The sequence below is a fragment of the Sinorhizobium sp. RAC02 genome (assembly GCF_001713395.1).
Lineage (GTDB): Bacteria > Pseudomonadota > Alphaproteobacteria > Rhizobiales > Rhizobiaceae > Shinella.
Genome location: NZ_CP016450.1, coordinates 2,346,406 through 2,360,174 on the forward strand (window position 1 = coordinate 2,346,406; position 13,769 = coordinate 2,360,174).

The 13,769-nt window shown below is 57.3% G+C and carries 16 protein-coding genes; 8 read left to right on the top strand and 8 right to left on the bottom strand.

What is annotated here, in order from left to right; all coding sequences use genetic code 11:
* Window positions 1–456 precede the first annotated feature (456 nt).
* The 7 genes from BSY16_RS11260 to BSY16_RS11290 all read right to left on the bottom strand — a co-directional run bounded on the left by BSY16_RS11260 (window position 457) and on the right by BSY16_RS11290 (window position 7,658).
* Window positions 457–1,272, bottom strand: a complete 816-nt coding sequence (locus BSY16_RS11260) for a hypothetical protein (protein ID WP_069059745.1) — start codon at window positions 1,270–1,272, stop codon at window positions 457–459.
* The gene (locus BSY16_RS11265) at window positions 1,265–2,053 is read right to left on the bottom strand and encodes a hypothetical protein (protein ID WP_150129937.1); all 789 of its coding nucleotides are present in this window, start codon (window positions 2,051–2,053) and stop codon (window positions 1,265–1,267) included. Before BSY16_RS11265 ends, BSY16_RS11260 begins: the two co-directional genes overlap by 8 nt.
* Entirely contained in the window at window positions 2,053–2,586 is a 534-nt protein-coding gene (locus tag BSY16_RS11270; RefSeq protein ID WP_069059747.1) for a hypothetical protein, read from the bottom strand. The genes BSY16_RS11265 and BSY16_RS11270 overlap by 1 nt, the downstream gene beginning before the upstream one ends.
* A gap of 294 nt (window positions 2,587–2,880) precedes the next feature.
* Window positions 2,881–3,090 carry a KTSC domain-containing protein gene (locus BSY16_RS11275; protein ID WP_069059748.1) on the bottom strand — a complete coding sequence of 70 codons (210 nt, stop codon included), beginning with the start codon at window positions 3,088–3,090 and terminating at the stop codon, window positions 2,881–2,883.
* Window positions 3,090–4,895, bottom strand: coding sequence for an ATP-binding protein (locus BSY16_RS11280; RefSeq protein ID WP_069059749.1), 1,806 nt, complete (start codon window positions 4,893–4,895; stop codon window positions 3,090–3,092). Before BSY16_RS11280 ends, BSY16_RS11275 begins: the two co-directional genes overlap by 1 nt.
* Window positions 4,895–6,064 (bottom strand): SIR2 family NAD-dependent protein deacylase, encoded by a 1,170-nt coding sequence (locus BSY16_RS11285; RefSeq protein WP_069059750.1) that lies wholly within the window; start codon window positions 6,062–6,064, stop codon window positions 4,895–4,897. The genes BSY16_RS11280 and BSY16_RS11285 overlap by 1 nt, the downstream gene beginning before the upstream one ends.
* Window positions 6,065–6,305: 241 nt before the next feature.
* Entirely contained in the window at window positions 6,306–7,658 is a 1,353-nt protein-coding gene (locus BSY16_RS11290) for a DUF4062 domain-containing protein (protein WP_069059751.1), read from the bottom strand.
* Window positions 7,659–8,168: 510 nt separating this feature from the next.
* On the opposite strand from BSY16_RS11290, the gene BSY16_RS11295 reads away from it, so the two are divergent.
* Entirely contained in the window at window positions 8,169–8,480 is a 312-nt protein-coding gene (locus BSY16_RS11295) for a hypothetical protein (protein ID WP_069059752.1), read from the top strand.
* Window positions 8,481–8,730: 250 nt separating this feature from the next.
* On the opposite strand, the gene BSY16_RS11300 is transcribed toward BSY16_RS11295, so the two are convergent.
* Window positions 8,731–9,426: an SANT/Myb-like DNA-binding domain-containing protein gene (locus BSY16_RS11300; protein ID WP_150129938.1), complete on the bottom strand. Its 696-nt coding sequence runs from the start codon at window positions 9,424–9,426 to the stop codon at window positions 8,731–8,733.
* 283 nt (window positions 9,427–9,709) lie between these two features.
* On the opposite strand from BSY16_RS11300, the gene BSY16_RS11305 reads away from it, so the two are divergent.
* The 7 genes from BSY16_RS11305 (at window position 9,710) to BSY16_RS11335 (ending at window position 13,639) form a co-directional block, all read left to right on the top strand.
* Window positions 9,710–9,907: a dehydrogenase gene (locus BSY16_RS11305; RefSeq protein ID WP_069059754.1), complete on the top strand. Its 198-nt coding sequence runs from the start codon at window positions 9,710–9,712 to the stop codon at window positions 9,905–9,907.
* A gap of 5 nt (window positions 9,908–9,912) precedes the next feature.
* Entirely contained in the window at window positions 9,913–10,176 is a 264-nt protein-coding gene (locus tag BSY16_RS11310; protein WP_150129939.1) for a hypothetical protein, read from the top strand.
* Window positions 10,173–10,505: a hypothetical protein gene (locus BSY16_RS11315; RefSeq protein WP_069059756.1), complete on the top strand. Its 333-nt coding sequence runs from the start codon at window positions 10,173–10,175 to the stop codon at window positions 10,503–10,505. Before BSY16_RS11310 ends, BSY16_RS11315 begins: the two co-directional genes overlap by 4 nt.
* Window positions 10,489–10,731 (top strand): hypothetical protein, encoded by a 243-nt coding sequence (locus BSY16_RS11320; RefSeq protein WP_069059757.1) that lies wholly within the window; start codon window positions 10,489–10,491, stop codon window positions 10,729–10,731. The genes BSY16_RS11315 and BSY16_RS11320 overlap by 17 nt, the downstream gene beginning before the upstream one ends.
* Window positions 10,732–10,952: 221 nt before the next feature.
* Window positions 10,953–12,326 (top strand): calcium-binding protein, encoded by a 1,374-nt coding sequence (locus BSY16_RS11325; RefSeq protein ID WP_069059758.1) that lies wholly within the window; start codon window positions 10,953–10,955, stop codon window positions 12,324–12,326.
* Between the two features lie 405 nt (window positions 12,327–12,731).
* On the top strand, window positions 12,732–13,160 hold the full coding sequence (locus tag BSY16_RS11330; RefSeq protein WP_069059759.1) for a GNAT family N-acetyltransferase: 429 nt from the start codon (window positions 12,732–12,734) through the stop codon (window positions 13,158–13,160).
* 74 nt (window positions 13,161–13,234) lie between these two features.
* Window positions 13,235–13,639: a hypothetical protein gene (locus BSY16_RS11335; protein ID WP_069059760.1), complete on the top strand. Its 405-nt coding sequence runs from the start codon at window positions 13,235–13,237 to the stop codon at window positions 13,637–13,639.
* The last annotated feature ends 130 nt before the right edge of the window (window positions 13,640–13,769 follow it).

The following is a 13,769-nucleotide window of genomic DNA, read 5'->3' on the forward strand; positions in this document are numbered from 1 at the left end:
TCCGTTTCAGACCCGTATTGACTGATGCCCAAAGCCAGGGCACAAGGATGGCATCCACGGTCGCTCGCGATGGGAAAACAGAGGGAATTTCAAGGCTTTTCTTCTAAGCTATTGAAATAGTGTGAGAATCCAGGTGACCCAGGCAAGAGATTTTGCCACCTATTGCCTCCATTATAGAGTTGTCATTCCCGAACAGAAATCGTGGCGTCTTTTCAGCCACTTGGCTCGAGTTCCCGTCAATTGGAGTATGACGTTTTCCCTATCCCAGAGATGCTTCGCGCTGTCAAAATAACGGCTGGGGACCCTGTTCTAGTGCTTCAAACAGTCTGTGACGACCGACGGCTTTGGGGCCGTTTCTGTCCGACAGGTTCGCGCCAGGAACAGGGCCAGAGCGGACGTTCGAACCCTCGACCCTTCGAAGTAAACGAGATGCGCTGGATCGGCTTAAATGGGCCGTTAGCCGCGATGCCGCTCTTCAAACGCAGCGATCGCCATGCACTGCTCTTCGACCAGTGCCTGAAAGGCCTCGAACGCCCGGTAGCAATGGTCCAACTCGGTTGCGATCAAGTCTGCGACCTGGTTGAGATTGAGCGGTTCGCTGCCACCGATACCGTAGCAGATACGGCCATCATCACGGACGATGCGAGTTACCATCGCGCTCATCCCGACCAGGAAGCGCGCCGAGAAACGGTGGTTGTAGGCGTTGCGAAAGTCTTTGGTGGCGTCCTTAAACGCCTTGCCTGCAATCGGCTCGACCCGGCGCTTGAATGCACGGTACTTCCGCCAGTTAGTGCAAAACGGCTCGATATCGTTGAGATAGAGCGCCCGCTCGTTGGGGAACTCGTCGCGCCAACTAGCCATTTCCTTTGCCATATTGGCTTGGTGGCAAAGATGGCCCGATGCGAACGCGAACCGCGACTTGATCGCATAGGGGCGCCCAAGTGCAACCGTACCGAGCGCGTCGATGAACTCATGCGATACGGCGAGCTTTTCCTCGTCTGTAAGTGTGGTGGTCACGCGCGCCCAAGCGCGCAGCCGCTGCACGTCATGCGTCAGGTCATTGATGATGTTTGCCAGTTCGGATGCATAATCATCCAGCATGCTGACATAGGGCATCCAGGCACCACTGATCGGGTCAGGAAGAGTCCACCAGCGATAGGGCATGAACAACCGACGGCTCCCTTCGCTATGGTCGAGCGCGTAGCGATAAGCGGTGTAAAGCCGGATCGCCTCATCGCTCTGCTGCCGGGTGAATTCATCGGGTTCAGGCATTGCGGATCGCCCAGTTGACCACTGACCAGACTAGGTCGTCGACGGTACTGCTGCCGACGCTGATGTCGCGATGCGGTTCGATTCGGTGATAGTCGCCGAGCGGCGCGGTCCCGCCGGTGAAACCGGTTCGCCGCGCGATGATGTTCTTGGTGCGCCGATTTTCCTGCCAATAGGTCACGATCGCGCGGTGCTTCGGTTCATCGGGGCTGCCTGGATGGAGCGCGCGAGCGTGCGGAAAGTGCATATGGTGATGATGCGCATGGAGCAGGGTCACGTCGTAGAGCCGCGCGATAAAGGCGCGCATCTCGTCGAGGCTGCCAACGGTGCCGACATCCTTGCATTCGATCGCGACGCGCGGCCGCCCCACCGGGATACCGCCGGTCGCACGGATCGCAGTCCCGACGCTGCCTGGGACAATCGAGATGTCGATTTCGTGCGTTGCCGAACTGCGGCCCGCGAACTGGATGCCATTCCAAATCTCCCATTTCTGCCGGCGGCCCCTTCGGAATCCGATGACGCTGGCATTGTCGGCACCGGCCGAGGCCGCAGGGACGCCGGTAGGCGCGCCGCCGCGCTGGATGAAGCGGCGGTCCGCGTCGCCGGGCTGAATAATGGTCCCGTCCGAGCGCTGCAACCAGACGCCGAATCCGGCATCGCGCAAGCCGCGCGCGATGCTGCTCATGACGAACAGCTCGAAGATGCGCCCAGCGCCCGACGCATGTTCGAGCGTAGTGATGCGGCCGACGATCGTGTCGAGGGCGGATTGGACATTGGGGATCATCACGTCGTCGCTTGGCCGCGAGATTGCGCGGTCCATTCGGCCAGCGCGGTTCGCAGGGTGGGGAAGCTCTCGCGCGCGCCGGCGACATCGTCGCGGCCGCTCTCTCGGCGGCCTTCGAGATCCAGCAGCACCATAACTGCCCTTGGCTCCGATGCGTCGGTTGACTGTGCCACTGCACCAGCCCTGTCCGGCCGCTCGGTCGTCCCCTCGACGATGAAGTCGAGCGCATCGATCGACGTCTGGAGCTGATCGAGCGCTTCGCCGAGCCGCTCCTCGACATAGGCAGCGGCCCATTCGACCTGCTCGTGCGGTGGGATCGGCTTTGCTTCCAATCCAATCGCCTGCGGCTCGCCGTGCGCTTTCGGCTGCGCATTGCCGCGGATCGACTCCCGCGCCGCAGCGAGCGCTTCTTCGGACTCTTCAGGTAATCGGCCGGTCTGGATGCCTTCGATCAGCTCGAACGCTAGCCAGTCGAGCCGCGCGGCCACTAATGTCTCTATCAGCTCGAGCAGGCGCGGATCAAGAATTGCCACAGATGCACGCCTCCTCACGCAAGCCCTTTTTTGATCACTGGCTGGAAAGCACCATGGACGGGTGACCACCGCGATCGAGGTTACCACGCCTTCCTGCCTCTTGTCGCGCTGATCTGGCGCCCCTGGCAGCTTTAGTTCGAGTAAATTGAGCTCGACTGGCCACCGTTAGAGCGCATTCCAGTCTATACGCAGACGGCTCAAACGGGGCCGCTTGCGGACGTGCTGCTCTTGAAATTCATACAAGGGGAATCCGACTTCGCTTGGACCGTTCCGATGCAAATTCAATGCAGCGCGCTAGAGCTTAGCCTCGGGGAAATGACCTTTGATTTCCGCGTTGAAAAACCGACCTAGTGAGTCCGCGGTCATCAGACGCTCGTTCATGAACGCAGGCACGTTGAAATATTGATAAATCCCGCCGTGCCTGAATTGGACCTCGAGCGTCTCCAGCTCGGGGTCATATCCAACCTCGGCCAAACTGCCGGAGGTTACAGGCTGTCTTTCCATCAGTTTTCCCCCTCGTTCTCGCTCTTCTCTGGCGGCTTCCACTTCGGATCCTGTGCACGCCATACTGCAACAAGCTGATCATAATCCTCAGTGCCCCGAGGGCGCTTCCAGCTCTCTGCGACGAGCGGGTCTTCGCTGTCCGGGCGACGGTCTTTGGGTGGCAGGGTAATGCGGCAGCGCACTGGCAGTCGCGCAGCTTCGCCGGTTATGATGGCTTCTCCTGTTCGTAGAACCGAGAGGCTGTCGGCAATACCGCTTAGGTTATCGGGCAACGCGGCCTGCACCTTGCTGCGGTCAGTGGAGTTGGTGAGGCGCAACGCAATGAAGGTGCCACATTGGGACAGAATGGTGTCATCAATCTCCGAAGGACGCTGGCTGACGATCATCGCACCGATGCCGAACTTGCGCCCCTCCTTCGCGATCCGCTGGACCATCTCGCGCGCAGGGTTGTCAGCTTCCCGACCAAGATATCGGTGCGCTTCTTCCATAACGACTAGCTGGGGTCGCTTTCGACCACCCCCGTCGTGCGCGCGACCCCAAAAGAGTGCCTCATAGATAATCGACAGAATCGCGCCAATTAAATCAAGGAGAACGGCAGTCGGAATGCCCGAAAGATCGAGGACGGTGATCGCCTTATCGTGTCCGATCCAGCTTTCGAGAAGGGCGGGAAGGTCATTCGCCACGTGACCGGTCAGGTCAGGCTCCCAGTCGCCGGGTTTAAGCAAGAACTCGAACTGACGATCGAGCATACGTGAGCGCATGCGATCAAGCTGCTTGCGGATGCCGAGCACACCGATATTATTCTGATAGGGAGCAGTATTCGTCGTAGTGTGCGGCTGGTAGGTCGGCGGTCGAAGTGTAGCCGCGTTGCCGGGGAGGACGATAGCCGGCTGGGTTTTTGCTTGATCAAGCCAGGTTTTGACCTCTGGATCGATCAGCTCGAGCCACAGACTTCGCAAGCTGTAAGCGATCGGGCTGTCGACGGTCATTGAATTCAAGTCGACGCCCGGCAAATTGTCTGCCTGCGCTATCGTGCTTTTTGCCGTGAAGATCTTGTCGAGGATTGCGGTCGTCGCACGATCGTCCATCTTCCCGCACAGGAAGTTGAGGATTTCGTTCGGCCGCAGTGCCCAGTACGGTATGACGAGTTGCTTCTCGCCGTCTCCAGGCGTGACCCGAAAAATCTCGGCGTTGTCGCCGAGCGCGCGGGCATATTCGCCGTGGATATCGAGCAGGAGGATGCGCGCACTGGGAAAGCCCGCTTCGCCCGGCGCCGAAATTGATCGCAACAAGCTGGCGACGGTCGTTGACTTGCCCGCCCCTGTCGAGCCGAGAACGGCGCTGTGGCGTGTGACCAACTTGTCGAGGTCTAGGCGGACCGGGATGCTCTCCGCGTTCGCGAGTCGCCCCACCACTACCTGCCCGGCAAACTCTGCACCGTAGATCTTGGAAAGATCCTCCTCTGTGACGAGATGCACCTCATCGTTCACGTTTGGATATTGGCTGATGCCCCGCTCGAACGATGCCTCGACAATCTCCCCGACTAGCTGAACGGTCAGCCATCGTTCGCCTCGGTCGAGCGCATCCGTCAGCGTCGCTGGTGTCGCACTTGCTCCAACCTCGGATATAATCGCGTAGAGGTCATGATACCCTTGCGGTATGCGCACGAAGCTACCGACCTGACCGACACGATAGCTCCGTCCTCCAATGATTGCGATGCCCGAGGCCACGCCCTCAAACTGGCGCACGCTTACGGTCGCACCCGCGACAGAGCCGACATGACCGAGAAGGGTTGGAGCGTTCATCAGGCCCCCGTGGCGGTTGGCGGTGGCATTACAGCCGCTGTTGCTGTCGGCGCCGGTGGTATGGGAAAAGCTTGGACCGAGCGCGAAGCCGCGAAGAACCGGGCGAAGGATTCGATTGCGCCAAGGGTGAAGTTTCCGTCACTATCGAGATAGGTCGACCTTATCGGCCCCCAATCCCTATTCGGAAGTTCGACCGGTGCTTTCCATGCACCGCGGATGCCGTTCACTTTGGCCTGGTCACGCGCGTAAACGCTAAAATTCGGCAGGCGGCGCGCGAGATCGCATGCTGGCCCCTCCTCCTCAATAACCTTGTACTGGAACGCGAAGACGCTTGAGGATGGATTCGCTGCGAGCGCTTCATCCAACCGGGCTGCGATATGTGCGTCGGCAAAGGAGAAGCCGATAGAGACCAGCAACGTATCTGGAGTGAGCAAGAACGCACGAAGGCGATCGAGCAACGCTGCGTATGGCGCTTTCTGTGTCTGATCGTATTTGAGATGTTCGGGGAAGACGAGGTGACTTGCCGAGCTTTGGCCCGTCCGGATCACTTCCCCCTTTGGGCTCGCACGCCAGCCGAGTGAGCCATGGAGCTTCCATAGCCGGGTCCATCGCGCGGGAAGGTCGCTGCGCGACACTGATACGGGGTCAAAGAACGGTTCACGGCCGCCCGTGAAGCCATCGAAATACGGCGCTCGCACGGACTCGAACGCCTCTTCGAACAGCAAGTCGTAGTTCGTGGTGAAAATCTCGACAGGATAGTCACGCATTGTGCCCGTGATCCACTTCACGAGATTAGCATAAGCCGATCCGGTCTCCGGCAATCGGACGTCCACGATCTTGCCGATCTCGGTGCAGATCGCTTCGCCGAAAGTGGCAAAGCCCGGGCCATCAAGGTCGTGGACTTTTGCCGATCCGATCACTTTGCTCAAAGAGCGAATTCGAGAAAGGATCGTCTCGATGTCGTGCTGCGCAAGTTCCGCTTTCAGGCCATTGATCTGTTGTTCATAGGTGGGTGCGAGCGTGGTGAGAACTTGATCAGTTAGCCCCACGACCGCTGGGATAAGGGGATAAGTGCCATCAGGTTTCGCCATGCCCGCAGAAGCTCCGGCGCCAACCAACAGCCCGATCCGCTTGCGGCCCTGAGCGATAATCGTCCGAAGTGCAGCCATGTATTGATCAGGATTATGAACACTAACAGTCAACTTAGCTCCCCCGACGCTAGCATTGCACTCCCGCCGCAAGCTACGAGTGCATCATTTCACGATCGATCTCGCGCGTCTATATTGATCGTTTGCGAAGGCTGTCATTATTAACTTGGATCGCTGAAAAACGACGACTTTGACGATCATTTCGTTGACATTGAACGACTGGGATCGGGGTGCACCAATGACAGGCAATATTTTTTAGTGACTACCCAAATGGTCCTGTTGGGAGGCAGGCTAGGTGGTTCATTGCCTGCTCGCCGGAAGCGTGAGTAGCGGCTTCAAAGGACTGGAGAAAGTCGTCCGCACTGGCAATGCAGGTCGCCAGGCCGAACCGTTCGCGGACAATCTGGTCCATTGGGTCATCGATTAGCGAAACATACAGGGCAGGACCGCCGCCACGCCGAGTCAGCACGCGCCGAGCATTTTCATCACGTAGCGAATGGCCCACTATCACGACTGGGCGGCCGCCGATCGCGGAAGCCACATCGTCCCAATATTGATTGTCTTTGCGCGCGCGCGCGGCGTCATCCTCAGTTATAACCAGTGCAGAAGGAAACCCAATCCACCCATCCACCTGAAAGATTGTCACCTCTGACCCGGCACCTCTGATTTCACCGTGCGGGGAACGGACAGTGTACTTTACGTCTTTGGCTAGGCAGGCTCGCTCGAAGAGGTCGTCGTAGTTGGTAGTTACGATGTGGCGGAACGTAGAAACTGCTGCAAGATGCCCCGCTGTCGGCACGGCCCCCTGCGCCGTGTCGAACGCCTGGACAACCGTGCGTTCCAGCTCGGCACGGCCGAAGCGGCGTTCAAGCACCGACGCCACATCGGCGAAACGATGGCGCGCAAGGAGGCTCTCGCCATCCGCATCCAGCGAAAGCCGAGATCCGAACAACTCAGTCATGACCGCCGCTGTAGGCAAACCCGAAGAAACTGACACTCCGGCGCCTGCGAAGAGCACAGGGTCGCGGCCGACGAAACCTTCCGGTAGAGGCACCCTCTCGAAAGCAACGCGAGGCCCTCCGGTCAGGAAGCGAGGCCTAGGTCGCGGCCGAGCCGCCATCTCGCGAAGCAACGAGCTCTGAAAAAGGTCGAGCAAAGTGTTGCCGACCTTTCTGCTGAGTTCGTCAATCCAGTCGAACTCCTGTCGAAATCGGCCAGCCTCCCAATCGCCGACCTCACGCCGGAAAGCATCCCGCGCATTCGCGTCATGGGTATCGCGAGGTGAATCGTAGGAAAGGCGCTTGAAGAATGGTAGAATCGGGAGCCTTAATGAGTTCGCATAGTGCGCCTCCATGTGCGTCACCGACTGGCCCTCTCCCCCTCCAGGTCCAGTGGTTGGGATCCAGCCATAGCTCTCGCCGCTCAACAGAATGAAAAGATCAGACGTATCGATCTCAGATCGGATCACATCCCAACTTGAGCGACCATCCGGATTCATGTCCTCGGCGTTAACGGGTTCTAGGTTCAACATTCGTAGGCGCTCGGCCACTGCTCGCCGCGCGTCACCGAGATCCTTCATCGTGCTACTTACGAACACGCGTAACTTGCTGGACAAGCATTTCCTCCTAAGCTGCACATGCTGCCCCCTCGCGCGCCGTGTCACGACAATTAATGACCGGTTTCGGGATCCTCGCCAAGGTGTTTAAATTTCCGAATCGAAGGCGCGAAGCGGCCATCCGCGCGGCGACCGCGGGAACGTAAGCTTCAGCCCGAAAGCGGAAATTATTTCCGCTTCACACCCCGTATTGACTGATGCCCAAAGCCAGGGCACAAAGGTGGCATCCACGGTCGCTCGCGATGGGAAAACAGAGGGAATTTCAGGGCTTTTCTGCTAAACCTCTGAATTCATGTGAGAATCCAGGTTCCCCAGCCAAACACTTCTAGATAAAAATCAATGCGTTAAGTGACGATCCCTCCGGGGAACTCACGCTTTTCTTGTTGCGTCCCGTTGCGCGCCATTTCCCTTGATTTTCAATGATTTCCCGCCACAGTCGGCAAATCCATGCAACATGTACTGCGACATGCGACATGGTTTTCCAACCTGCTGAAAACGGAGAGGCGGAGCATGGCTGAATTATCCGAGGCGATTACGCCCGGTGCGGTGGTCGAAATTCTGGCAGCGCGGGGAGTGGTGATTTCAGAGCGAACGCTACGGGAAAGGGCACGACGAACGGGCGCATGCCGCATCATAGGACGGACGATGTTTTTCATGCCTGATGACCTCAAGCGGCTCATCGATGCGATGAGGCCGCAAGCCGTGGCTGTAGCGCCGCAAATTGGCAGGGCAATCCAGACAACGAAACCAAGTTCCGCTCTTGAGGAGGCTCGTGCGAAGCTTAAGGCACTGAAAGAACAGCAGAGGAGAAAGACTAAGTGATTTCCCCACAATCTGGCCTATCGTCAGGGGAAAACTGATCTTCCTCGCCGCCCGTAAGGAAACTTACTCGAATCCGACATTCAAGCACACCCTCACCAAAGGGTGGATGCTTGCGCTTCAATCACTCACGCATATGGTAGGGTGATTGTGGCTGCAGGGGTAAATCGGAGAAAACCGAATTATCGTGCGCTTACCAAAGGGCGTGCGGGATACCGCAGCTCTCGCGACCGACCGAGCGGCGAGCCTAAACCTATTTCCACTCAGCCTTCACGTCTCCAAATAGCGCGGACACTGCACGGCCTATATCACGGTGGTGGATATGACCTTTGCACCAATTGGCTTTCTTGAAGTACCCCTTACTTCTAATCATCTTATCAAGATCTGGCATGGTGTAGTTCAATTCGCGGCACCGTGCTCGGATTTGGTCAAGCACGACAACACCGGTGGGCTTGAATAATTTTGGGGCGCGACGAATGCCATGACGTTTAGCCAAATCGCCCACTTGATCCCACGTACGGCCCGGCAGAAGCGCCAAAAGTTTCTCCCTGTCTCCCGCAGGGTACAGGCGCCGCACAATCGATAGCTCCTTTGCCGTGTAGGGAGGTCTTTCTTTTACAACCCCCAGAGTTCTCGCGCGAGTGCGACAAGCGGAGTACGTGCGATGAGGCAACTCTGTAAGTATGGCGACGTAGTTTGGATAAAGACGCTTTATAAGTTCATCCTCAACAGCAGACCAAAGCTTGTCGCCACTCATGTTCACCCCCTCCCGCCTCATCTTTTTCCGCGCACGCTCCCCTGAAGCAACATTTCGAGCGAAATAAGCAAGTGACATGATCCGCACCTCCTCGCTGGAGGAGAGCGCAATCGACCCGCTTTTCCAAATCAAAAGAGTCGGTTTTCCTTGTTTTTCACAGGCTGTCTCCTGGGCGTATCCGGCGGTTTCCACGATAACTTGGGGGATTGCCTGAGGGGAGCCCGAGCAATTTCGAGGAGAGCCGTATTGCAAACTAGTGCGCACGACCAAACGATCGTTAGGAGATGCGAGGACAGCATGGGCGTGTGGAAGCACGATGCGAAAGAATGACCTGCCGACCGATCTAGGATTCTTTTTTCCTCCCGTTGACTCAGATTGGGATCGGAACATATTGAGAACATACCGGCGATGCGGCCGCCAATCTGAAACTCAATGACCAATGCCTGCTGTGGCATAGACACAGGAGAACGAAGACGTGCGCCCGCTTGAAAGACAACGAGAAGAGACCAGCGAGATCGACGAGGCGCTGGCTTGGCACGATGGGAACGCCCGCGCTGCAATTGCCACTCTGCTGGCGGATTGCGCTTATTTGCGCTGGCAGCTTGAGCTTGCCGGGCGGGCCTTGAGTCCCGGCTTTACCCGCGGCTGGCGGCCACACACCGACCGGGAGTGAGAAAGGTGGAAACGTTAGGTGAAGCCTGGGAGGCTGGTTGGGCCGTTTCCGCGGTCTGCCATGGCGGCATGATCGATCTCGGCCACAAAAGTCACAAGAAATGCGACTGGAAACATGAACTGGATATGCCGACGCTGCTGGCCGCGAAAGGGCGGAAATTCCCGGTTTGCGACCTTGCAATGAAAGTGCGCTGTCCGCGTTGCGGCATCCTTGGCCTGCGGCTGATGTTTTACGTTCCGAGTGGGCACGACAGGAAGGTGGGAAGATGAGCAGGCGCAAGGGGGAACTGACCAGCGCTGGCATCGACAGCGGATGGCCGCATCAGATTGCGCGGCTGGCCTCGCTCGGGACGATGGAGCAGGGTGATGTCATCGCGAAATTCTGCTCTAGCTTGTCGCTTTGCCCGCGCGGTCACAGCGTCGTTTGGGAAGCCGAATGGCATCGGGTCTATTGCTTTGCCAAGCTGGAGGATGCGGAGGCCTTCCTGGCTCACTTCGGCGGAGAGTGGTTCGATCCCCGCGATCGTGGCCGAGGTCATAAGTGGCACTTTTGGTATAAGGGAAGGGCAAAGGAGAAGCGGAATGGCAGGGGCAGGTAAATTGATCGTGCTCGCAGCATTCACAAAGACTGACGATGGGAAGTTGGTGCCGGCCTTTGATCCGCGCCAGGTCGACACGGAAGAGCGAGCGATTCGCGAAGCGAGGCTCATGGCGAGCCATTATGCCGGCGTGCTGGCGTGGAGCCGCGATGCAGACCCGGCGCTAGGCGATTATGGCCCGCCGTCGATCCTGTTTCAGGCCGGCGAGATTCCAGTGATGGAGTGAGCCGTGGACCGAGAGGAGGCAGGAAGCCCGACGGGTGCTGTGAACGGGAGGGCATCATATGTCTGCTTGGAAGCCAGCAAAAGGAAAGTCCTTCTTGATTTCATCGATCTGTCGCTGCTGATCCGAAAATTGCGAAATGAAGCTTAGGAGCAGGACATTGACGCTCCAAGTCCGATCGGGCAAGTTGATCTTAACGAACAAATGTCGAATGGGTTAGGGCTATGGCAGAATTCTCAGTGTTTGGCGCCGCTGGCGTCGATATGCGAAACATTGATTTCCATTTAATTTATGGCGCAGATTTAGCAGAGTCTGGGCCAGGCGACTACGAATCTGAGTGGCTCAATTTTGTTGACGCGGTGTCTTACCCGGAAATCGCATATGAATTGCGCGGCTGGTTCGTTTACTCTGTCGATGAACTGACACTAGATGTAGATTTTTTGTCGTCGTCGTATGTTTCCTTTATAAGAGCTTCATGGATGGAAACTGATGATGATCTCGATTTCATTGAGGGACTCTACGAGATCAAAGGATTTGAGCTAAACTACACTTATTTCGACGGGAGCATGACGTCCGAGAGTGTGGCCGAGATTATTTTTCAGTACTCTGACAGGATAGACGGTTCTTCAGGTAGTGACTATCTGATGGGGTACGGAGGCCGAGACACGCTGTTTGGCGACGGGGGCAATGACACCCTTAATGGCGGCAGCGGCTCGGACGTCATGCTGGGCGATACTGGGGACGACGTTTACATCGTCGATTCGTATCGGGACGTCGCGTGGGAATACGAGAATGACGGCCTAGATACAGTCAAAAGCTCCGTAAGCTATGAACTCTCAAACAACGTCGAGCGCTTGATCCTTACTGGAATAGAGGACGCGGATGCTACGGGTAATGCTCTTGCGAATTCCCTGGTAGGCAATGTCGCGAACAATGTCCTGGACGGCAAATCTGGTGCCGACACAATGTCCGGCGGCAAGGGCAACGACACCTATGTCCTCGACAACGCCGGCGACGTCGTGATCGAGGCTGCGGGAGGCGGCACGGATTTGGTTAAGTCCTCGGTCAGTTGGACCATGGGCGCCAATGTCGATAAGGTAGCCCTGATCGGTTCAGCGAACATCAGCGCCGCCGGAAATACCCTCAACAACACCATGCTCGGGAACACCGGCAACAATTCCCTCAACGGCGGCGCAGGCAACGACGCGATCGGTGGTGGCAACGGCAATGATAAGCTCTACGGCGGGCTCGGCAACGATATGCTCACGGGCGGAGCAGGCAAAGACACTTTCGTTTTCCATACTGCTCTGAACGCGAGCACAAACATCGACAAGATCACGGACTTCAGTCGTGCCGATGACGTGATGCAGATCGACAATGCGCTCTTTCTCGGCCTTGCGGCCGGCCAATTGGCGTCAAGCATGTTCAAGGATGTCACGCTGGGGCCGAAGGACGCCAGTGACCGCATCCTCTACAACTCCGACACCGGGAGCCTGTTCTTCGACCGTGACGGTTCTGGAAGCACGTACGCCGCGGTGAAGTTCGCGACGTTGTCGGGAACACCAACGCTGACAGCTGCTGACTTCTTTGTAATCTGAGTGGTGCCTTAGCAATAGGACCGCCGTCACGCGTCGCCCAATGGCGGCGTTTGCTCTGATCGACAACTAAGGAACTATCGGGCGCTGACGATCATGGTTCAGGCCGGCGAGCTAGCGGAGATTGAATAATGCGGCGCACAGGGAACAAGCGGCGGCGATCACGGTTGCTGACGCGCGGTCGCCCGGTACCCACTGAGCATTTGGTCCCCCAATCAAAGACCGCACTGGAGCCGCTTCACGTCCCTGGGAGCGGCTCCTTTCTTTTAACTGCTACGCAGCTACATATGTGGTGCCTGCTGCGACGCAGGCCGGGAGCCGTGTAACGTGTCGGCACGAGCGTTGCGCGGCTCCCGTCAAGGAAGCCGATCAAGACTAGGCCAACGAACGAACCCACATGGTTGAAGTATGACTATCCGTCCGGCAACACGAGATGACTTCGACGCGCTTTGTTCAATCGATTCCATCGCGGAAAGGGACGCCGCTCGGCGGCACAGTATCCTTGCTTGGCTAAGATCAGCAGAATGTCATATCGCCGAGTCCAACCGGACTGTTGCTGCATACGGGGTGTTGACTTACCAGTTCTTTGGCTATCCCTTCATCGAAATGATTATGGTGGGGGAAAAACACCGCCGTAAAGGGCTCGGTGAGGAACTTGTTCGGCACTTCCAATCCAAGACTACCGGTGCAAAATTATTTAGTTCGGCCAACGATTCCAACCGTCCAATGCAGGCGCTTTTTGGCAAGTTAGGATTTGTGCAAAGTGGACGGATCGACAATCTCGATGAAGGCGATCCCGAGCTCGTGTTTCTTTACCGGCGAAACCCCGATTTTTAGTGTGGAGTGCTGCAATGGCCCGACAGCGGCCGCGGCGCGGAGGGGGTTCGCGGAGGCGCCTGGAGGGAAATGACGTGATTGCAATTGGAGTGCAGACGGGTGGGCCAGAGCATAAGGAATCGGCGATTAGAAAGGCGCTGGCAACTGCGATGGGGGTGGCTGCCAGAGTTCGAGAGACAAACTACAACGATGGCTCAGAGACTTGGATCAACCCTATCTTCATCGTTCCCGGTTCACTATTGAACCCAGACTTTGAGGGGTACAAACTTGGCCACTTCTCTAAGAAGGAAAAGGGGTTAGTCGTCCAAATCGCTGTCCCGCAAGCGGTCGCTAATGGGGAGAATATCAACTCGTTCATAGGAAGTTCGCTGCGTGAAGCAGTGCGGCTAGCGGCGGCTCGTTTCCAATCGAAGAAGCTCAGCTTTTCCACGCTGAAGGCAGAAAAAATCATCCTCTCCATCGAAGCCGAGTTGTCGTAAATTAGGTTGACCACCGCGCGGAGGCCGTTTCTGAAGGCAGCGAAAGAAGCCGGGGTGTTCATCCGCTAGCCTCACCTTTCCCGCTGGCGATCCTGTTTCAGGCGGGTGAAATTCCGGTGATGGAATGCTG